We start from the raw sequence: 21428 nt of genomic DNA, 5'->3' as shown, positions 1-21428 counted from the left end.
CTCCCGGGGCGGGCCCCTTCCCTTGGAGCGGCGGCGTGAAGCCGCCGCCCTCCCTTTCCCAGGCCGCCGCCCGCATCCCCGGGCGGCGGCCCTTTTGCATTTGGGGGGGATGATGCCCCGGTGCGGGGCCCGCCCGGACGCTTCGGGGGACGTGGCGCTATCTGTCCAGGTTTCGATTGGGATAAGGTTCTTCGGCCCGCGCGGCGCGTCCCGGACGCTTCGGGGACGTGGCGCCAGATGCCCGGCAGCCGGGCGCATGGCGCTACGTTCCCGAAGCGTCCGCTTGAAGCGCCCGGATGGACTCGAAAGCGCCTCGAAGCGGCCGCTTTGGGGAGTCCGGGCACATAGCGCTACGTCCCCGAAGCGTCCGGGGCGGTGACGGGCCGCTTCTTCTGCGGGCGGCAGCCCCGTCACCGTATTGCGCCTTTATCCTCCGAGGGAATGCCTCTTCTGGCCGTGGAGCTCGCGGATAATCGCACGTTTTGTCCAGCCGTGGCCAAAACGTGCGATTATTAGCAGCTTGCGGGGGCTGAAAAGCTGTTTTTGGCCCTGTTTCCCTGCTAAACGCCGAAGAATCGCGAGTTATGTCCGCTTTACGGTTTGGTTTGCGCGAAGAATCGCCTGTTTTGTCCTCAACTGGCCAAAACAGGCGATTCTTCGCGCAGGCAGCCCGCCGCCCGGCCTTCGCGCAGGCAGCCCGCCGCCCGGCCTTCGCGCAGGCAGCCCGCCGCGCGATCCTCGCGCTCGCAATCGTGTAGTCCGGGCGTTGTGTGCAATCGTGCCGCTCCTATGTCGTTGCTGGTGCAATCGTCGTGCGCGGCGTACCATGGATGTGTTCAAACCCGGGCTGTATTGCCGGCTTTTCTGTCCTGAAGGAGGATGCTATGGATGCAAAGGTGTACGAGCTGATCAACGATCAGATTCGCAAGGAGCTGTATTCGGCGTACCTGTACCTGTCGTTTGCCGATTACTATGAGGAAGAGGGCCTGGAGGGTTTCGCTCATTGGTACGAGATCCAGACGCAGGAGGAGCGCGACCATGCGCTCATCTTCCGCAAGTATCTGCACGAGAACGGCTGCAAGGTGAAGCTGCAGGCCATCGACCAGCCCGACAAGACTTTCAGCAACCACCTGGAGCCGCTTGAGGCCGCGCTGGAGCATGAGAAGTACATCACCAGCACCATCAACGACATCTACACCGCCGCCTTCGAGGCGAAGGACTATCGCACCATGAAGTTCCTGGATTGGTTCATCGAGGAGCAGCAGGAGGAAGAGGACAACGCCGAGAAGCAGGTGTCGCGCATGAGGCTGTTCGGCAGCGATGCCAAGGCGCTCTACGACCTTGACCGGGAAAATGCCGCTCGCGTGTACACCGTTCCCAGCCCGCTGGCCAACGCGTAGCTTCACGGCGAAGGCGGTCTTGCCGGGTTTGCGGGCGTTCCGTTCGGCTCCGGCACATGCGAAAGCACGCCGGCATGGCGTTCCGCTCTGGCGATTCCGGATGCCTGCTGGCATTGCGTTCGAGCCCGGCACATGCGAAAGCACGCCGACAAGGTGCTCGAACCCGGCGATTCCGAATGCATGCCGACATGGCGTTTCGCTGTGGCGATTCCAAATGCAAAGCTACAATGAAAAGACGCTCCGATGCGAATCGGGGCGTCTTTTGCGTTCGGGTCGAAACAGTTGAGGGTGCGCAGGAGGCAGCATACCCCGTTTCTTGGCGGGTACGGATCTTGCCGGGTACGGATCTTGAGGTTTGGAAGGCGTCGCGCTCGCGTTTCCTGCGACGGAGCGGCGGGTATCCCTTGCTTTTGCAGCTGAACACGTTGCATCATTCACGGGGCCTATCGATTGAGCGTCCTTTTGAGTGGTTTATGCATAAATCATGAAGTATTATGCATTTCTATAAAAACTCATAATTGCCAGTATCTATGGCTATAACACCAGGTCAAACGTCGAAAAATGACTATTTCAGCCGGGTAAACAGGTGATTTGAAAGGTTGCATGAAACAATATTGCATGCAAGAATATTCATTGTCCGACAGAAGACAAATTGCAAAACTCAAACGACTATCTTCGCCAAATCGACTGTCTCGGGTTTGCAGGTTCCGTCGCCAAGCGGAACGCGGGTTGCCAAGACCCCGCACATTGCCTGTCGGGATTCCTTTCGAAAGCCGGGTCCTTCCTACCCGGCTTTATTTTTTTCCTTGTGCACCTGCAAGAAATCGCTTCGCCTTGCGTCAGCGTTCGCTTCCGTCGAAAAAGGAGGGGACGATAGCGCGGCCGCGCTCGGAACATCTCATCTTCCTTTCGGTTGGTCATTCTGGAAGGCGGTTGCGTGACTCGCGCTCGTATGCCATGGTGCTGAGCGATTTGCGGCGTTGCAAAACCGCCTTTTATCGTACCGGGCATCGCGCAACTATCTATGGTGCTGGGGCGGTTATGCGACATCGCGCAGCTATCTATCGTGCTGGGCGGTTATGCGACATCGCTCAACTATCCTTTATCGCATGAGCGCGGCAATCTTCAGCCGATAGCGCCGGGCACCGGGTTCGCGCGTTATACTGAGCGCATCGTGCTGCTTGCGGGCGAAGGTGGGCGGCGCGGCATCCCGAAACCGAGGAAGGCGGTTCCCATGGAAGACTTCGAGTTCGTTTCCCCTACGCATTTCGTGTTCGGCCACGACGCCGAAAGCAAGGTCGGTCCCATGTTGGCCGAGCGCGGCGCGCGTAAGGTGCTGCTGCACTATGGCGGGCAGAGCGCCATCAAGTCGGGCCTCATCGACCGCGTGTGCGCATCGCTCGAGCAGGCCGGCATCGAGTACGTGAAGCTGGGCGGCGTGCGCCCCAATCCCGAGATCGGCCTGGTGCGCGAGGGCGTCGCGCTGTGCAAGGAAAACGGCGTGGACTGGGTGCTGGCCGTGGGCGGCGGCTCCGTGGTCGACTCCGCGAAGGCCATCGCCAACGGCGCCTGCATCGATTACGACGTGTGGGAGCTCATCACCAAGAAATACCCGAACACCGAGGTGCTGCCCATCGCCGTGGTGCTCACCATCCCGGCAGCCGGCAGCGAGGCGTCGAAGAACACCGTCATCAGCAACGACGAGCTGGGCATGAAGACCGGCTACGCGAGCAACTACCAGCGCCCGAAGCTGGCGTTCATGAACCCCGAGCTCACGTTCACGCTGCCGCCGTTCCAGACGGCCGCCGGCATCACCGACATGTTCTGCCATCTGCTCGAGCGATTCTTCGACGACGTGGGGGCCGTGCCCGTCACCGACGGCATGAACCTGTCCGTCATGCGCACCATCCGCGCCGAGGCCCCGCGCGTGCTGGCCGAGCCCGAGAACTACGATGCCCGCGCGAACATCATGTGGGCCGGCATGCTGTGCCATCAGGGTCTTTTGGGCATGGGCCGTCACGAGGACTGGGCGACGCATGGCCTAGAACACGAGCTGTCCGCCTATGACACCACCGTTACGCACGGCGCCGGCCTGGCCTGCCTGTTCCCGGCATGGATGGAATACGTCTACGACGCCAACCCGGCGCGCTTCGCGCAGTACGGCTACGAGGTGTTCGGCTTGGCGCCCACGGGCGACATCGAATCCGACGCGCTATCTGCCATCGACGAGACGCGCATGTTCTTCGCCAGCCTGGGCATGCCCATCAGCCTGGGCGAGCTCGGCCTGGACGAGGACAACATCGAGGACGCCATCGCCGAGATGATCCCCACCCTGCGCGAGAACAAGGGCGAGCCGTTCGGCAGCTTCAAGAAGCTGACCATGGAGGATGCCGCCGAGATCTACCGCTTGGCGTTGTAAGGGAAAACGTCCGCCTGCCGAATGCCGGCAGGCGGACGTTTGCGAATAGGGAAGGGCCCTGCGGCTCCCGCTCGCTTCTCAAGCCGCATGGCGTGGCCGGAAGGCCGGCGCCGTGGTTGGAGACGCATTCGGGGGCTGCAGGGCCCTTTGCGGTTTTCGGCGGGGTTTCCGGGGGCCGAGGCGGGGTTCGGATCCGCGGTTTCGGCCCGTTGCCTGCGTGCCGGGCCCCGAGTGCGCCCAGGGGAGCCGGGTGGGCCCCTGGTGGGCAACGGGTGTGCCAACGAAGCCGCGCGGCACACTACATAAAGCAGCCGGCGATTATCACGATGGCGGTGGTGAGCAGGCCCGATACGGCGATGCTCACGCCGGACATGGCGCCTTCCAGCTCGCCCATCTCAAGGGCTTTCGTGGTGCCCACCGCATGGCTGCAGGTGCCGATGGCCACGCCCTTGGCGATGCGGTTGTTCACGCGGAAGATCTTCGACATGAGCGGCGCGAAGATGGCGCCGAGGATGCCGGTGATGATGACGGCAGCCACGGTGATGGACGTGATGCCTCCCAGCTGCTCCGACACGGCGATGGCGATGGGGGTGGTCACGGATTTGGGGATGAACGATGTGGCCATCTCGTCGCCCAGGCCGAGCAGCTCGCAGAGCGTGTATGCGCTGATCATCGACACGACCGAGCCTACCAGGCAGCCGCAGAAGATGGGGATGAAGTGCTGCTTGAGGATCTGGCGTTGGCGGTAGACCGAATACGCCAAGGCGACCGTCGCCGGCCCCAGCAGAAACGAGACGAGCTGAACGCTGGACTCGTAGGAATCCAGCGGGATGTGGAAGACGCACAGGAGCGCGATGATGACCGCCACCGTCACCAGCAGCGGGTTGAGCAGCGGTGAACGCACCTTCTTGTACAGCGCCACAGCCAGCTTGAACACGATGAAGGAGATGACGGTGCCTAAAGCCAGGGTTGCGATGAGTTTCAGCATAGATTAAGCCTCCTTGCCGGAGACGGTGCCGAAGGCGCCGCCGGGCGTATGCGGATGATGCTTGCCGGCGCCCTCGCCATGCGCGTTGCCGGAATCGGCGTTTTTGATATTCGCCTTCGCCGCGTTCTCCGCCTCAACAGCGGGGGCCAGCGCGGTGTCCTTGCCCAGCTTCGCCATGATCCAGGACACGAACAATACCGTATAGGACGTGGCCAAGAACACGATGACGGTAGTGGCGATGCAGACGAACGCGAACTTCGCCGCCGCCGCTTCCAGCATGGAGAAGCAGCCCATGATGGCCACGCCGGCGGGAATGAAGAACACGGACATGTTGTCGATGAGGTAGTCGCACGCCTCGCTGATGTATTTCGTCTTCAGGATGTGCGTACCCAGCAGTACCAGCAGCAGCACCATGCCCAAGATGTTGCCGGGAAGCGTGATGGGCAACACGGATGCCAGTGCGCAACCGGCTGCGTATACGCCCATGATCAGGCATAACTGGGCCAGCAGCAGCAAACCGTGCTTGACGGAGCGCTGTAGGCGCTGTTTGGGGGTGTCGGCTCCCTGGAACATCTCGTCGTGCGTTTCCTTCAGGTCGCTTTTGACGGAGACGACGAATTCCTTGAAGTGCGCCCAGATTTTGCGCGCACAACACTTGACGCTTGCGGCGTCGTTATTCGATTTCATGATTCGTGGAACAACCCCTTGGTGGTTTTTGGGAATAGATACCGTTTGTGTAGAGTTTCATACTAGGACGCTTATCCGGCATTTCAAAAGTTTGCCGGGGAATCCACGCGACCGGCACAAGCCGTGCAACGGAACCCCACAAAACCCGGGCACGCGAAAGGGGGCGACGGGAGTCGTTTCCCATCGCCCCCTTCGAGAAGTTGGCGGATCGGTTGTCGGGTTCTCGGCGGGTTGATCGGCCGTCGGGCTCTCAGCCGGAGACTCGTTTTGCGTTCTCGGCTGACTGATCAGTTGCTGGGCGATCGGCCGGTAGATCGCCCATGCGTTCTCGGCCACAAGGCTGGTTGTCGGGCGCCTGGGTCGCGGCTTGATTGGCCGGTTTCCAGGCGTTCGGCCATCAGGCTGGCGGCGTTAGCGCTCCCGAGCCTTCCATCCCAGCGCGGCCGCGGCTATGACGAGCGCCGCCACCGTTGCCGCCAGGCCTATGGTGGGCGCCTTGTAGCCTACCAGCATGACCGCCGTGCCGAACAGCGCCATGACCAGGCACAGGATACTCAGCCATTTCATGTAACCCCGCGCGTCCATCTAATAGTTCACATCCTTATCGTCCAGACGCCCGCGGAAGACGCGGTACGCGATCACGTGGTACGCCAGCACCAGCGGCACGCCCACGCAAGCGATGCCGGTCATCCACGCCAGCGACGTATCGGAGGAAGCCGCGCTCATCAGCGTGATGGATGCGCCCACGCTGCCGGGAGCTGCCACCACCAGGTTGGGGAACAGCGTGACCGCGGCAAGCGCCACCAGGCATACGGCTGCAACCGATTGCAGAAGGAACGCCACCAGGTCGTTGCCCTTGCGGCCGAGCACGATCGATGCGACGACGCATACAAGGAACACCAGGGCGATCACCGCGCCGGCGGCGAACATGCCCGGCGCGAACACGGGTTTCACCACCGCGAACACCAGGGTCGTGGCAACGGCGAACAGCGCCAGGGCCGCGATTTGGCAGGGCACGCGCAGCTTCGCGACGCGCTTATGCACGGCGGAGCCGGCGGGCGCCTTCAACGCTACCCATGCCGAACCGGCGGAAAGGCACATGGCCAAGCCGAGCAGGCCGGCGACCAGGGTGAACGGCGACAGCAGGCCCAGCAGCGGCACGCCCGCGTAATCGCCGTTGGCGGCCATGGGGATGCCGGCGATCACATTGCCGAGCGCCACGCCCAGCAGCAGCGCCGGCAGGAACGAGCCGACAGTGAAGCAGACGTCCCATGCGCGCGCCCATTTCGGGTCGTGAGCGCGGAACTCAAGCGACACCGCGCGGACGATCAGGCCGAACAGCACCAGCATGACGGCCAGGTAGAAGCCAGAGAACGTGGTGGCGTACGCCGCGGGGAACGCCGCGAACAGCGCGCCGCCGGCGGTGAGCAGCCACACCTCGTTGCCGTCCCATACCGGGCCGATGCTGCGGCGCACGAGCGCCCGCTCGCGCTCGTCTTTGGCCAGCGCGCGGTACAGGACGCCCACGCCCAGGTCGAACCCGTCGAGCACGAAGTACCCGGCGATCAGCACGAAGATCAGAAAGAACCAAAGGACTGCAAGCGCGCTCATGGCTATTCCCCTTCCTTGACGGCGGCGGTTGCTTTGTCGGCGGAGCCGGCCGCGGGGGCGGCGTCGCCGACGGGCCCGCGCTTGATGAAGCCCGAGATCACGCGCGCCCATCCGACGAACAGGAACACGTACACGGCTGCGAACAGGGCCAGGGTCAGCAGAAGCTCAGGGGCGGAAACCGACTGCGAGATGGCGTTGTTCGTCAGCAGGCTCACGCCGTCGGGGCCGGACGTGGAAGGGTAGACGACCCAGGGTTGACGGCCGACTTCGGCGGTGATCCAGCCGACCTGGATGGCGATGAACGGGAACAGCGGGCTTACCAGCAGCAGCTTCTGCAGCCAGCGCATGGAGCGGATGCGGCCGCCGCGCAGGCTGAACACCACGGCCAGGATCGCCGTGATCATGATCAGGCCGTACATGGCAACCATAAGGTGATAGGACTGGAACACCAGGTTCACGGGCAGGTCGGCAACGTCCATGTCGCCGTACTTCTCGGTTTGCGCCAACGAGTTCAGGCCCTGGTACTGGGCGTCCCACGTGCCCGTTGCCAGGAAGCTGGTGCCGCCGGGGATGGAGAACGGGGTGACGACCTGCTGGTTCCCCTCGTCGACCCAGCCAAATGCGTACAGCGGGGGCACTTCGTCGTCGTACATTCCCTCCATCATGGCAAGCTTGGTGGGCTGCTCCTGCGACACCTCGACGGCGGAGGAGTGCGCGGTGACGATCAGGGCGCACGAGGCCACGATGCCCACGACGGCGCCTACGCGGATGGTCTTCATGGCGAAGTCGGCGTGCTTGCCGCGCAGCAGGTACCATGCGCCCACGGCTAGGGAGGCGAACGCGCCCAGGATCAGCAGCGCCACCACCACGTGGGTGTAGCGCGGCAGCGTGGACGGGTTGAACGCCGCAGCCAGGAAGTCGGTGATGACGGCCTTCGAGCCGTCGGCGGCCAGCTCGGCGCCGGCGGGCGTCTGCATCCACGAGTTCGCGATGAGGATCCACAGCGCGCTCAAGCACGAACCGGCCCACACCAGCCACGCGGACACGGTGTAGAACAGGCTGGACACCTTGTTGCGCCCGAACAGCAGCACGCCCAGGAACACCGATTCCAGGAAGAACGCGAACAGGGCCTCGGCGGCAAGCGGCGCGCCGAAGATGTCGCCCACGAAACGCGAGTAGTCGGCCCAGTTCGTGCCGAACGAGAACTCCATGGTGATGCCCGTGGCCACGCCGATGGCGAAGGTGGCGGTGAAGATGCGCACCCAGAAGCGCATGGCGTTGCCGTCGGCCTCGCTGCGGCTTCGATGGTACTTGGTGGCGAAGATGGCCAAGATCAGGCCCAGGCCGATGGATAACGGGACGAAGATGAAGTGGTACGCCACGGTCAGCGCGAATTGGATCCGCGAGAGCAGCGCGACGTCGGATAGCATATCCATGAGAACCCCCTCCTATGTTCATATGCTACTAAACTAGTAACATAATACGTCGCGAAACGAGAAAATGGAAGTATTAACAAGATTTTGTATCGATTATTTTTGCAAGAGCGCTCTGTCGGCCGTTCGTTTGAGCTCAGCGAGCCGCGCGCAGCGTTTCGGCGCGTGCGGCTTGCTGCGGGAGAGCGCAGCGTGGTGGGTTTTAGAGCTTGCTCGGGCAGCAGCGGGTTTGGCTTGCTTGGACGATGATCGGGGCAGCAGGGTAGTTGCCGGAGCCGCGTCCGGGCGCATCGTGACGCGCCCGGACGCGTTCGCCTAGTTGTCCGCGACGATGGAGTTCATGATGGCGGACACGATGCTGATGACGATGGACGCGAAAAACGCGCTGCCGAAGCTGGAGATGTAGAACCCCACGTTGAACATGCCGTTGCTCAGCCAGGCGGCCAGGTACAGCATGGCGGTGTTCACCACCAGGTAGAAGATGCCGAACGTCAGGCACGTGATAGGCAGGCTGAGCAGCTGCAACAGCGGTTTGATGCTCATGTCGATGAGCGATAGCGCCAGGCCGGTGATGGCCACGGCGATCCAGCTTTCGGTGGTGCCCAGCACGGCGATGCCAGGGACCAACCATACGGCGGCTCCTACGGCGACGGCGGTGGCCAGCCAACGGATGATGAATTGCATGGCGTCTCCTTTCGATGCGGTGGGGCATAGGGTCAAGGCGGTTCGCTTCCGATTATAGCCCCGCGTTGTGCGCAGCGCGCGTAGGGCGCCGCCGGACAATGCCCGGGTCGTGCGGGGTGCCGCCGGGCAATGCCGCGTGGCGTCGCGGCATTGCTGCAGGGGTGCCGCGGCACCCCTGCGCCGTTAGCGATCGTCGCCGCGCTGCAGCTCGTCGAGGGCTTTCGCCAGGTCGGCGATCTTGAACGGCTTGCCCACGTGGGCGTTCATGCCCGAGTCCAGCGCCTTCTTCACGTCGTCCGCGTAGGCGTTGGCGGTCAGCGCCACGATGGGCGTGGTCTGCGCGTCGGGGCGCGGCAGCTTGCGGATGGCGCGCGTGGCCTCGTAGCCGTCCATCACGGGCATCATGGCGTCCATGAGCACGGCGTCGAAGTGCTGCGGCTCGCTTTCGGCGAACAGCTCCACGGCTTCCTTGCCGTTTTGCGCCTGTTCGAGGGTCGCCCCGCGCTCGGTGAGCATCTCGGCTAGGATGATGCGGTTGATCTGGTTGTCTTCGGCAACCAGGTAGCGTCGGCCCTTGAACGCCTCGGTATAGGAGGGGCGCTTCTCGTTCGCGTCGCCCTTCGCGCGTCCGCGCTCGGCATCCTTGCCCGTTCGCTTGTCCTTGCCGGGGTCGTTCTCAGCGGCCTTGCACGGACAAGGCTTCGCGCCTTCGCCCTCGCCAAGCTTGAACTTCAGCTTCACGGTGAACGTGGTGCCGCGGCCCTCCTTGCTCTCCACATCGATGGTGCCGCCCATGGCGTCTACCAGGGCCTTCGTGATGGTCATGCCTAGGCCGGTGCCCTGGATGCCCTGCATTTGCCTACCTTCGGCGCGCTCGAACGGGGCGAAGACATGGTCGATGAACTCGGGCGGCATGCCCATGCCGTTGTCGCGCACGATGAAGCTCAGGCGCACGAAATTCGGGCTGGTCTGCTCGTGCTCCTCTACGTGCAGGGCCACCATGCCGCCGTCGGGCGTGTACTTCACCGCGTTCGACAGCAGGTTCAGCAGGATCTGGCGTACGCGCAGCTGGTCGGCGGCGAAGCTGCGGTGCTGCACGTTCACCGCGTCAAGCGTGAGCAGCTGCCCCTTTGCGGCGGTTTGCGGCCGCATGATGGCGTCCACGTCGCGCAGCAGCGTGTCCAGGTCGCAGCATTCCTCCTGCAGCTCGATGGCGCCGCTTTCGATCTTGGACATGTCGAGCACGTCGTTGATAAGGCTGAGCAGGTGTTGCGACGAGGTCTGGATGGTGGCGAGGCATTCGTCGGTCTTGTCCCAGTTGCCGGCGTTGTCGCGCGCTATCTGCGTCATGCCCATGATGGCGTTGATGGGGGTGCGGATATCGTGGGACATCTTCGCCAAGAACGTGCTCTTCGACTGGTTCGACTGCTTGGCTATGGCCAGTGCTTGCTGCAGGCGTTCGCGGCTCTCGGTCTCCTTCGTACGGTCGAACAGCACGTACACCAGCTTCTCGGTGTCGCCCACCTTCGCGCGGAACAGCGTCTCGTGGTACCAGCGCAGCTCGCCGGTCTCCTGGTGGCGTCGCGTGCTGTCGCCATCGCGGTGGTCGTTGCTGGGAAGCGAGTACATGTTGGTCTCGAGCAGGCTTACCGACCCCGGCTCCAGCGAGCGGTCGATGTTGCGCACGTCCTTGGCGATGTCGGCGGCGGGGATGCCCAGGATGCGCTGCGTGTTCGGGCTGACGTAGTCCACCGAGCCGTCGTCGGGGCTGAACATGATGAAGATGTTGTCGGTGCTGCCCGACAGCGCGCTGAACAGCTGCTCGCGGTATTTCACCTCCCGGACCTGCTGGTCGAGCACGCGGCGCCCGTGCTGCACCAGGATGACCACCACGAGCGCGGCGAGCGCGAACAGCACTACAGACACGGTGGCGATGGTGAGCAGCTGCACCTCCGACATGCTGGCGTTGACCACGTTGCTGGGGACCACGCCCACCATCACCCAGTCCTGGAACCCGACGGGCATGTAGGTGAGGTAGTACTGGTTGGTGGTGGTGGAGAACTGCGTGGTGCCGCTCTGACCTGCATTGATGTCGGATCGAATGGAATCCATGCCGTCGTCTGCGCCGAACGAGGCTATCTGGCCGAGCCAGTCGAGCAGGTTCGACGACTGCGAGTACTGGTCGGTGGCGGAGAACAGCAGGTTGCCGGCCGGCGTGATGACGAAGCAGCTGGACTGCCCGTCGAAGGCGTTCACGTCAAGGGCCGCTTCCATGTCGTGGTTGTTGTAGCTTATGGCGATGGCCGAGTATTCGAACCCGTCGAACGAGGCGGGGGCCACAGGCGTGGCGAACACCGTGAGCCCCGTGCCGCTGGTGGGGACGGTGTCCGCCACGATGCTGCTCCCGCCGTTCAGCTGATCGAGCTGTTGACCCAGGTTCAAGGTGCCGCGCTCGCCGTCGGGGGTGGCGTAGGCGCCCTGCGAGTTGATGAAGTAGAAGTCGGTGAAGCCCCATTTTGCCTGTTCGCCGTCTATGAACTCGCGCGCCTGCTCGGCGTCGTCGCCGGAAACGGAGCCGTCGGGCGAGTGGGCGGCGGATTCCTCGAACATGGTGTTCCAGGTGCTCAGGTGGTTCCAGTTGTCGGATACCAGCATGGAGAACGTGTTGTTGACCTGGGAATAGATCTCCTTCAGGTGGTCGGCGCTCTCGTCGTGCACCTTCTCTTGTATGAAGTGGACGTACAGGCCGCACACGCAGGCAAGCGTCACGATGACGATGCCGATGGCGGCGGCGAGGGATCGTCGTTGCATGGGACCTCGTTTCGGGCAAGCGCGGGCGATGCCCGCGCGGGGCGTATGGGTGGGTTTCGGCGGCCGGCGCCGGCGTATGCGCGCCGGGCCCGTCGCGCATACGAGCCTGGCGCGCATGCGTTGGGCGAGCCGTCGTCCGCACCATCATATGCGCTCCGGACGCGGCGTGCGGCGGCGCGGGCGAACGTGCGCCGAACCGTGCCGCGTCCGTTGCCGGCCCGTTACGGGCAGGCGTGGATTCTGCCTTGAGGTTGCCGGCGGCGCAGCCTCGCCGGCCGCGCATGTGCGTATACTGGGTAGTTACGGTTTTATGCAAGCGGACAAGGGGAGCTCATGAAGGAAAACGGCCAGAAGCGCGCAGGCGGGCAGGGCGGGAAGCGTCCGCGGCAGGCGGTACGGCCCCAGGCCGGTCCTCGGCGTCAGCGGGAGCGCAGGCAGGAGGGCAACGTGGCGGCAAACGGTCTGCCGCAGTGCCCGGTTGCGCGCCAGTGCGGCGCCTGCCAGCACGTCAACCAGCCCTACGATCAGCAGCTTGCGGCGAAAGACGAGCGCGTGGCCCAATTGTTTTCCCAGGTGGCGGACCCTGAGGCGCTGCGTCCCATCCTGGGCATGCGGGACCCGTATGCCTATCGCAACAAGGTGATGTCCCCGTTCGCCCCCGGCGCGCCGCGCAAGGCCGCGCCCGGCAAGCGCGGCGGCGGCAAGCGCCCCAGCCGCCCTGCCTCCCCGCAGCGCGACATCCTGTGCGGCATGTACGCCGCCGGCACGCACCGCATCATCGACACGGGGGAATGCCTGATCGAGAACGCCCAGGCCAAGCAGGTCATCCGCGCGGTGCGCAGCCTTATGTTGAAGTTCGGCATCCCGCCCTACGACGAGGACCGCGGCACCGGCTTCATGCGCCACGCCGTGGTGCGCGTGGGCCACACCACCGGCGAGGTGCTGGTCACGCTGGTCACCAACGGCCAGCAGTTCCCCGGCGCGAAGAGCTTCTGCCGCGAGCTGGTGCGCCGCTGCCCGTTCATCACCACGGTGGTGCAGAACATCAACGAGCGCCAGACCAACGTGGTGCTCGGCCAGCGCGAGCAGGTGCTCTACGGCCCCGGCTTCATCCTGGACAAGCTGTGCGGGCTGAGCTTCCGCATCTCGTCGCAGTCGTTCTACCAGGTGAACAGCGTGCAGACCGAGGTGCTGTACCGTCAGGCCATCGAGCTGGCGGGCTTCACCGGCGCCGAGCACGCCATCGACGCGTACTGCGGCACGGGCACCATCGGCCTGGTGGCGGCCTCCATGGGCGCGGCGCAGGTCACGGGCGTGGACTGCGTGGAATCCTCCATCCGCGACGCGCGACAGAACGCGCGCCACAACGGCGTGGACAACGCGCGCTTCGCGGTGGCCGACGCTGGCGCGTTCATGCGCGACATGGCGGCGCAGGCAGCGGCGGTAGGGCGCGCGGGCACCGACGAGGAGGGCCGCCCGCTCGTGTTGCTCATGGACCCGCCGCGCGCCGGCTCCACCGAGGAGTTTCTGCGCGCCGCGGTGCAGCTGGCGCCCGAGCGCATCGCCTACATCTCGTGCAATCCGGAAACACAGGTCCGCGACCTGGACTTTCTCAAGCAGTTCGGCTACGGCGTGCGAACGGTGCAGCCCGTGGACATGTTCCCGCACACCGACCACATCGAGACCATCGCGCTCATCGAGCGCATGTAGCGGCAACCATATATATAGGTAGGGAAGGAAATGGCAGAGCAACAGCGAACGGGGAACGAGCGCGCCGCGGCAAGCGATGCCGGGGTCGGCGCCGATGCGGCCGCGCGTCCCAAGGACGTGCTCGCCGCGGCGCGGCGCACCATCGAGCAACGCGGGCTGGCGAACGCCGACACGCCGGTGCTGCTCATGGTGTCGGGCGGCTCGGACTCCACGGCGTTGGCGTACGTTGCGCGCCAGCTGGCCGATGAAGGGTCCATCGGGCCCATCGCCATGCTGCACGTAAACCATCGGCTGCGTCCCGGCGCCGCCGATCAGGACGAGGCGTTCACGGCGCAGCTGGCGGAGCTGCTGGGAATCCCCCTGTTCAGCTGCCAGATCGACGTTGCCGGCCAGGCGCAGCGCGAGGGCGGCAACGTGGAGGCCGTCGCCCGCCGCGAGCGCTACCTCGCCGCCAACGAGGCGCTCGCAAGCCTGTGCCGCCATGCGGCCGCGCCGCTGTCCGAGGGCCGCATCTTCACCGCCCACACCGCCGACGATCGCGTGGAGAACTTCTACATGCGCTCCATGGTGGGCACCGGGCCGGGCGGCTTCCGCGCCATGAAGTACGCCAACGGCCCCGTCGTCCGCCCGCTGCTCGACGTCGGCCGCCAGGACCTGCGCGACTACGTGCAGCAGCGCGAGTACGAAGGCCTGCCCTGCGCATGCGATGCCGAGGGCTGCCTGTGGCGCGAGGACGCCACCAACGCGCACACCGACCGCTTCCGCGCCTACGTGCGCCACGAGGTCATCCCGCACGTGAAGGAGCGCAGCCCGCAGCTGCTCGAGGTGCTCGGGCGCACCATGAACCTGATCGCCGACGAGGACGACATGCTTGAGGAAATGGCATCCGACCTGGTGAAACGTCATATGGCATGGAACGAGGTGCTGCCCGATCGACCGCCGGCGTACGAGGAGGGCGGCGTGCTCGCCCCCGAGCTGGGCGTCCAACCCGTGCCGCTGCAGCGTCGCGCGGCCGTGCAGGTGCTGCAGGCCATGCTGGGCCCCGACGCACGCGTCGAGACCGCATCGGTCGATGCGGTGCTGGCGGCGTGGGACGAGCCCGGCACCCCGCAGGCCGCCCCGCACGGCGGGTATGTGGCCAACATCCAGGGCAACCTGGCAATCAGCGCGAACAAGCGCGGCGTGAGGCTCGAGCCCATGGCCGCATTCAGAGCAAGGAGAAGGAAATGAGCGAACAGCCCATGCCGCAAGATGCGGCGCAGGAGAACGAGCAGGCCGCAGCCGAGCAGGCGCAGGCCGCTGAGCAACCTATGACCGTCGATGTGATCCTTGCCAGCGGCAGCCCGCGTCGCAAGGAGCTTCTGGAGCGCGAGGGCGTGAGCTTCACCATCCGCGTATCCGAGGTGGACGAGTCGTTGGAGCCCGACCTTGAGGCCAACCCGCCCGAGGCGGTGAAGAAACTGGCCGAGCGCAAGGCCGGCGCCGTGGTGCAGGAGGTGCTCGGCGAGGGCTACACGGGCATGGCGGCCATCGTCGGCGCCGACACCATGGTGGTGTGCGACGGCGAGATCTTCGGCAAACCGGCCAGCATCTCCGACGCCAAGCGCATGCTGCGCCGCCTGCAGGGCAACACGCACGAGGTGCTCACCGGTGTGTCGGTGTGGCTGGTGTCCGCACCCAACGCCGAGGACGTGTCGCTGGGCTTCCGCACGTTCGTGGACCGCGCTGCCGTCACGTTCCATCCGCAGACCGACGAGCAGCTGACAGAGTACCTGAAGTGCGGCGAATCGTTCGACAAGGCGGGCGCATATGCCGCCCAGGGCAACGGCGCCAAGCTCATCAAGCACATTGAGGGCGACCTGGATACCGTCATCGGCCTTCCGGTGACGCGCCTGCTCAAGGAGTTTCCCGACCTGAAGTAACCGGCCCTGCCGTTTTCGCAAGCAGCGGGCCATCGGCATCCCGGGGCGCTGCGGCGCCCCGGTTCGCGTTTCGGGCCGCCGGCGCCTGCGCGGCATCATTCGCCGCCCCGTGCGGCGGGTTCGCGCCGCACGTCCGCTTCCGTGGTTTCGGCAGGTCCACGGGCGCTCGTATTTATGTGGCGTTACGGTATTGTCATGTGCCCGGTCGGGCCGAATGGTACACTTGTGCTCGTTCATATAAGGGCGCTCAGGGCGCTCTTCAGGCGAAATGCATCGAAGAGGTAATCATCGTGCACGAAAACATCGATCGCATCCTGTTCACCGAGGATGAAATCAAGCAGCGCGTCGCCGAGATCGGCGCGGGCATCACGCAGGACTATAAGGACGACCCCGACGGCGTTATCCTCATCTCCGTCCTGCGCGGCGCGGCCATCTTCATGGCCGACCTGGCACGTCAGATCCAGCTGCCGTGCGAGATGGACTACATGGCCGTCTCGTCCTACGGCAACGGCGTGAAAAGCTCCGGCGTGGTCCGCATCCTGAAGGACCTGTCCTCCCAGATCGAGGGCCGCAACGTGGTCATCGCCGAGGACGTCCTGGACTCTGGCCTCACGCTCACCTACCTGCTGAAAACGCTGAAGGCGCGCAACCCGAAGTCCATCGAGGTCGCCACGCTGCTGCGTAAGAAAACCCGCGCGCAGGCCAAGATCGACTGCGCATACGTGGGCTTCGAGTGCCCCGACGAGTTCATCGTGGGCTACGGCCTGGACTACGCCGAGCGCTACCGCAACCTGCCGTACATCGGCGTTCTGAAGCCCGAGCTCTACAACTAGGAAAGCAAGGCCTATGCCGCAAAACAACAAACCCCAGATCCAACAGCCCAACCCCCGGACAACCATCATCTCGGTTGTCCTTTTCCTGCTGGTGGCCTTCTTCGTGGGCCAGCAGTTCATGAGCATGTCGGAGTCTTCGCAGGGCACCACCGATAAGCTGGTGGCGTCCGAGTTCCTGCAGGCGGTCGACCAGAACCGCGTCACGGAGGTCACGTACAGCGCCGGTGACTATACCGTGTCCGGCACGTATTATCCCGCCGTCACGGCCGGCGATTCCGCCGCCGACGCGTTCAACAGCGCCATCGACGCCATGAACGCCGGCATGGCAACGCTGAAGGACCCGAACACGGGCAAGCCGCTCTCGGGCGTGGGCACGCAAGACATCGAATCCCAAACGCTCGGCCAGGAGCACAAGTTCACGTGCACCTGGGCCGGCAGCTCGCTGTCCGACCTGATGGCCCAGCACCCCGAGATCAAGTATGAGGTGAAGACCCCCAGCCCGTGGGGCGACATCCTCACCACGCTGCTGCCCATCATCCTCATCGGCGCAATGTTGTTCTTCCTGTTCAACCAAATGGCGAAGGCCAATAACTCGCAGATGAACTTCGGCAAGGCCAAGGCCAAGCAGAGCATCGAGGAGCGCCCCGACGTGCGCTTCGCCGATGTCGCCGGCGTGGACGAGGCCGTCGAGGAGATGCAGGAGATCAAGGACTTCCTGGCCAACCCCGCCAAGTACCAGTCCATGGGCGCGAAGATCCCGCGCGGCTGCCTGCTGGTGGGCCCTCCGGGCACTGGCAAGACGCTGCTGGCCCGCGCCGTGGCCGGTGAGGCGGGCGTGCCGTTCTTCAGCATCTCCGGCTCCGACTTCGTCGAGATGTTCGTGGGCGTGGGTGCCTCCCGCGTGCGCGACCTGTTCAAGCAGGCTAAAGAGGCAAGCCCCTCCATCGTCTTCATCGACGAGATCGACGCCGTTGGCCGTCAGCGCGGCACCGGCTTGGGCGGCGGCCACGACGAGCGCGAGCAGACGCTCAACCAGCTGCTCGTCGAGATGGACGGCTTCGAGGCCAACGACTCCGTGGTGCTCATCGCCGCCACGAACCGCGCCGACGTGCTCGACCCCGCGTTGCTGCGCCCCGGCCGCTTCGACCGCCAGATCGTGGTGGACGTGCCCGACGTGAAGGGCCGCGAGCGCATCCTGAACGTGCATGCGAAGAACAAGCCGCTCGGCAGCGACGTGGACCTGTCCTCCGTGGCAAAGCTTACGCCGGGCTTCTCCGGTGCCGACCTGGCCAACCTGCTCAACGAGGCTGCGCTTCTGACCGCTCGCCGCAACAAGAAGATCATCACGCAGCAAGAGGTCAGCGAGTCCATGGAGCGCGTCATCGCCGGTCCCGAGCGCAAGGGCCGCGTGATGGACGACCAGACCAAGCACACCATCGCGTACCATGAAAGCGGCCACGCCCTGGTGGGCCACCTGCTGCCGAAGGCCGATCCGGTGCACAAGATCAGCATCATCAGCCGCGGCCGCGCGCTGGGCTACACCCTGTCCATCCCCAAGGAGGACAAGGTCCTCAACACGGTGGGCGAGATGCGCGACGAGCTGGCAGTGTTCATGGGCGGCCGCGTCGCCGAGGAGATCTTCTGCGACGATGTGACCACCGGCGCCAGCAACGACCTGGAGCGCGCCACCAAGATGGCCCGCGCCATGGTCACGCAGTACGGCATGTCCGCCGAACTTGGCACGCAGGTGTTCGGCCAGCCCAATCATGAGGTGTTCCTGGGCCGCGACATGGGCAACACGCAGGACTACTCCGAGGAAACGGCTCGCCGCATCGACGACGAGGTCGCGCGCATCATGAAGGAAGCGCACGACCGCGCCTACGAGATTCTCAGCACGCACCGCGAGCAGATGGACCTCATGGCAAGTGTGCTGCTCGAGCGCGAAACCGTCGAGGGCGAGGCCTGCAAGGCGCTGCTGGACAACACATGGAACGACTATCTCCAGCGTGAAGGCGATATCATCGCCGCGAAGGAGGCCGAGGAGGCGGCGGCGCGTGCTCGCGACGAGCAGCTTGCCGACCCGAACTGGAACGGCCAGCAGGGCGGTCAGGTGCCGCCGGCGCAGTCGGGTTCTCCCGTGCAGCCGTCCGGCGTGCAGCAGCCGCAGGCTCCTGCAAACGGCGGTCAGCCGCCGGTTCCCCCCACGGGCGGTCAGCAGCCCCCGTACCCGCCGGCAGAGTAAGCCGGCGTGGTGCCGCGCCGCACCTTCGCGGTGGGCGGCGGGATCGTTTGCGCACGATGCGCCGGGCTTTTCGGCCTGGTGCGGCGGGCGCGATATGAAAACGTCAAGGTATAGCAAGAAGGCGGGCCGTCAGGCTCGCCTTCTTTTGAAAGAAAGGCATTCAGCATGATGTGGAAATGCGGCTCGTTCGAGTTCGATACGCGCAAACCGGTGATCATGGGCATCCTCAACGTCACGCCCGACAGCTTCAGCGACGGCGGCACGCACAACACGCCCGACGCGGCGCTGTCCTGGGCGCAGCAGATGATCGACGAGGGTGCGCACATGATCGACGTGGGCGGCGAGTCCACGCGTCCGGGGTCGGCCGAGGTGAGCGTCGAGGAGGAGACGGACCGCGTGCTTCCCGTGGTGCGCGCCCTTGCCGAGCAGGGCGTCTGCGTGAGCGTGGACACCCGTCATGCCGCCGTGGCTAAGGCGTGCGTGGAAGCCGGCGCCGCTGTCATCAACGACGTGTCGGGCTTCCGCGACCCGGCTATGGTGCAGGTTGCCGCCGAAAGCGATTGCGGCGTGGTGGTCATGCACATGAAGGGCGAGCCGGGCACCATGCAGCAGAACCCGCAGTACGACGACGTGGTTGCCGAGGTGCGTGACTACCTGCGCGACCAGGCGGCCATGCTCGAGGCCGCCGGCGTGGCGCCCGAGCGCATCTGCGTCGACCCGGGCCCGGGCTTCGGCAAGACGGCTTCGCAGACCCTCGAGCTCGTGCGCAACTTCCAGGAGTTTGCGCGCCTGGGCTACCCGGTCATGGTTGCCGTTTCCCGCAAAAGCTATCTGGGCTTCGCCTACGGCATCGACGACCCGGTCGAGCGCGACCATGTGAGCGCCGCCGAGGCGCTTATGGCGTGCGAGCTGGGCGCGGGCGTTGTGCGTGCGCACAACGTGGCCGAAACCGTGAAGGCGCTGTCCGACATGCGCCCGTACGCGTTCTTGGGCCTGGGTTGCAACGTGCCGTTGGTGGCAGAGCCCGGCGAGGAGCTTGAGGGCAAGATCGCCATGCTCAACCAGGCCATCACCGAGCTGTGCAGCCTTCCCGATTCGCAGATCATCGACATCTCCAGCTTCTACGAAAGCGAGCCGGCCTACTACGAGGACCAGGACACGTTCGTCAACGCCGTGGTGCTGCTGCGCACGGGCATCGCGCCGAAGGAGCTGCTGGGATATCTGCACGCCATCGAGAACAGCCTGGGCCGCGTCCGCGAGATCGAGAACGGCCCGCGCACGTGCGACCTGGACATCCTGGACTATCAGCTCTACGTCACGGACAACGACATGCTCACGTTGCCGCATCCGCGCATCCTCGAGCGCGACTTCGTGCTGAAGCCGCTGCTGGAGCTGCGCCCGAACCACGTGCTGGCCGACGACGTGCGCGTCGCGCAGGCGGCCAAGCCGGAATCCGAGCGCTACGGGAAAGCCGAGCGCATCAGCCGTTAAGCCGGGGAAAGCGGCGGCTTGCGGATGGTCGGATGGATTCCGGGGCGCAGGCTCTGAAATCGGGCTTGCGTCGGGTTTGCAGGGTCCGGGGCCGGGTTGTCGGCTTGGGCGATGGGTTGCGGTTCGCAGTGTCGCGGCGCTGGCTCAACGCGACTTTCCGTTGCTTTGCAACGGCTTTGCGCCGCGCCGTCATATGAGAAGGGAAAGGTGCTGGGATGCAGTTTCGCGTGGAATCGTTTGAGACCGTAACGTCCACGAACGACCTGATCAAACGTGCTATCGAGGAAGGCCAGCCCGAGGGGTTGGCCGTGCGCGGCCTGCGGCAGACCGCCGGCTACGGCAGGCAAGGACGCGCATGGGAAAGCCCGATCGGCGGCATGTACCAGTCGTTCTTGCTGCGCCCCGAAGTCCCGCCGGCGCAGCTCCCTACGCTCAGCTTGCTGGTGGGCCTGGCCGTTCGCCGCGCGATCGTGAGTCTCGTCCCCGAGCTCGAGGGTCGCGTGCAGGTGAAGTGGCCGAACGACATCGTGGTGGCCGAAGCGGGCGATTCCCTGCGCGGTGCTGCTTTCAGTGGCGCAATCGGCGAAGGTAGCGCATTGGGCGGTGCAGCCTCTGACGGCGACCGTCAACCCAAGCGTCCCTTCCATAAGCTGTGCGGCATCTCGACGGAGATGCATGCGCGGGCGCTTTGCGTGGGCGTGGGCGTCAACGTGGCCCGCCCGGCCGATACCGCATCCGCGCCGGCGGGAAAGAACATCCCGGTATACCTGGATGAACTGGGATTTTGCGAAGGCCCCGTGGAAGACCGCATCCATGCCGTGGCCGATGCGCTGTGCGACCAGCTTGCCATCGTGTACCCGCTGTGGTGCGAGCAGGGCTTTGAGCCCTTCCAAGCCGAGTTCGACGCGTGCTCCGCGCTGTCCGGGCGCTTTGTGCGCATGGAGGACCTTTCGGGCAACGTGCTGGCGGCGGGCACGGTGACGCGCGTGGCTTCGGACGGACGGCTGGTGCTGCGCACGCCGGAAGGCGCGGAGGCGTTCGCAAGCTCAGGCGAGGCCCATATCCGCTAGGCGGTATCCTTTCGCTCCTTAACTCGATATGCATGAACGATGGAATCCCGGCATGGGGTTCTTCTGCGTGTGCTCTCTACGGGTCGCCGGTCATACAATAGAGTGCTGACAAAATTTAGGTAGTTAA

Annotated in this window: 16 protein-coding genes; 9 read left to right on the top strand and 7 right to left on the bottom strand. The window is 65.0% G+C overall.

What is annotated here, in order from left to right; all coding sequences use genetic code 11:
• The first annotated feature begins 884 nt into the window (after positions 1-884).
• A complete protein-coding gene (locus RDW26_RS06895) occupies positions 885-1400 on the top strand; it encodes a ferritin (RefSeq protein ID WP_296127877.1) in 516 nt (171 codons plus the stop codon).
• Positions 1401-2634: 1234 nt separating this feature from the next.
• Positions 2635-3819, top strand: coding sequence for an iron-containing alcohol dehydrogenase (locus RDW26_RS06890; RefSeq protein ID WP_307983025.1), 1185 nt, complete (start codon positions 2635-2637; stop codon positions 3817-3819).
• A 298-nt stretch (positions 3820-4117) separates the two neighbouring features.
• Here the strand turns inward: RDW26_RS06890 and RDW26_RS06885 are convergent, their stop codons facing one another.
• The 7 genes from RDW26_RS06885 to RDW26_RS06855 all read right to left on the bottom strand — a co-directional run bounded on the left by RDW26_RS06885 (position 4118) and on the right by RDW26_RS06855 (position 12033).
• The gene (locus RDW26_RS06885; protein WP_307983024.1) at positions 4118-4807 is read right to left on the bottom strand and encodes an LrgB family protein; all 690 of its coding nucleotides are present in this window, start codon (positions 4805-4807) and stop codon (positions 4118-4120) included.
• Between the two features lie 3 nt (positions 4808-4810).
• Positions 4811-5494, bottom strand: a complete 684-nt coding sequence (locus RDW26_RS06880; protein ID WP_307983023.1) for a CidA/LrgA family protein — start codon at positions 5492-5494, stop codon at positions 4811-4813.
• A gap of 411 nt (positions 5495-5905) precedes the next feature.
• A complete protein-coding gene (locus RDW26_RS06875; RefSeq protein WP_307983022.1) occupies positions 5906-6079 on the bottom strand; it encodes a hypothetical protein in 174 nt (57 codons plus the stop codon).
• The gene (gene cydB, locus RDW26_RS06870; RefSeq protein ID WP_307983021.1) at positions 6080-7105 is read right to left on the bottom strand and encodes a cytochrome d ubiquinol oxidase subunit II; all 1026 of its coding nucleotides are present in this window, start codon (positions 7103-7105) and stop codon (positions 6080-6082) included.
• Positions 7106-7107: 2 nt separating this feature from the next.
• Complete coding sequence (locus RDW26_RS06865; protein ID WP_307983020.1) at positions 7108-8541, bottom strand: cytochrome ubiquinol oxidase subunit I; 1434 nt, start codon at positions 8539-8541, stop codon at positions 7108-7110.
• A 312-nt stretch (positions 8542-8853) separates the two neighbouring features.
• Positions 8854-9222 (bottom strand): phage holin family protein, encoded by a 369-nt coding sequence (locus RDW26_RS06860; protein WP_042432458.1) that lies wholly within the window; start codon positions 9220-9222, stop codon positions 8854-8856.
• Positions 9223-9405: 183 nt separating this feature from the next.
• On the bottom strand, positions 9406-12033 hold the full coding sequence (locus RDW26_RS06855) for an ATP-binding protein (RefSeq protein WP_307983019.1): 2628 nt from the start codon (positions 12031-12033) through the stop codon (positions 9406-9408).
• A gap of 333 nt (positions 12034-12366) precedes the next feature.
• On the opposite strand from RDW26_RS06855, the gene rlmD reads away from it, so the two are divergent.
• From rlmD to RDW26_RS06820, 7 genes are all read left to right on the top strand, one after another.
• Positions 12367-13743 (top strand): 23S rRNA (uracil(1939)-C(5))-methyltransferase RlmD, encoded by a 1377-nt coding sequence (gene rlmD, locus RDW26_RS06850; RefSeq protein WP_307983018.1) that lies wholly within the window; start codon positions 12367-12369, stop codon positions 13741-13743.
• A 30-nt stretch (positions 13744-13773) separates the two neighbouring features.
• Positions 13774-14973: a tRNA lysidine(34) synthetase TilS gene (gene tilS, locus RDW26_RS06845; protein ID WP_307983017.1), complete on the top strand. Its 1200-nt coding sequence runs from the start codon at positions 13774-13776 to the stop codon at positions 14971-14973.
• Entirely contained in the window at positions 14970-15665 is a 696-nt protein-coding gene (locus tag RDW26_RS06840; protein ID WP_307983016.1) for a Maf family protein, read from the top strand. Before tilS ends, RDW26_RS06840 begins: the two co-directional genes overlap by 4 nt.
• Positions 15666-15955: 290 nt before the next feature.
• A complete protein-coding gene (gene hpt / locus RDW26_RS06835) occupies positions 15956-16498 on the top strand; it encodes a hypoxanthine phosphoribosyltransferase (RefSeq protein ID WP_042432465.1) in 543 nt (180 codons plus the stop codon).
• Positions 16499-16511: 13 nt separating this feature from the next.
• Complete coding sequence (gene ftsH / locus RDW26_RS06830) at positions 16512-18740, top strand: ATP-dependent zinc metalloprotease FtsH (protein WP_307983015.1); 2229 nt, start codon at positions 16512-16514, stop codon at positions 18738-18740.
• Between the two features lie 165 nt (positions 18741-18905).
• A complete protein-coding gene (gene folP, locus RDW26_RS06825) occupies positions 18906-20231 on the top strand; it encodes a dihydropteroate synthase (protein ID WP_307983014.1) in 1326 nt (441 codons plus the stop codon).
• 215 nt (positions 20232-20446) lie between these two features.
• A complete protein-coding gene (locus RDW26_RS06820) occupies positions 20447-21301 on the top strand; it encodes a biotin--[acetyl-CoA-carboxylase] ligase (protein ID WP_307983013.1) in 855 nt (284 codons plus the stop codon).
• Positions 21302-21428: the final 127 nt, after the last annotated feature.

The organism is uncultured Senegalimassilia sp. (assembly GCF_902464545.1).
Lineage (GTDB): Bacteria > Actinomycetota > Coriobacteriia > Coriobacteriales > Eggerthellaceae > Senegalimassilia.
This window is presented reverse-complemented; position numbering and strand designations above follow the sequence as displayed.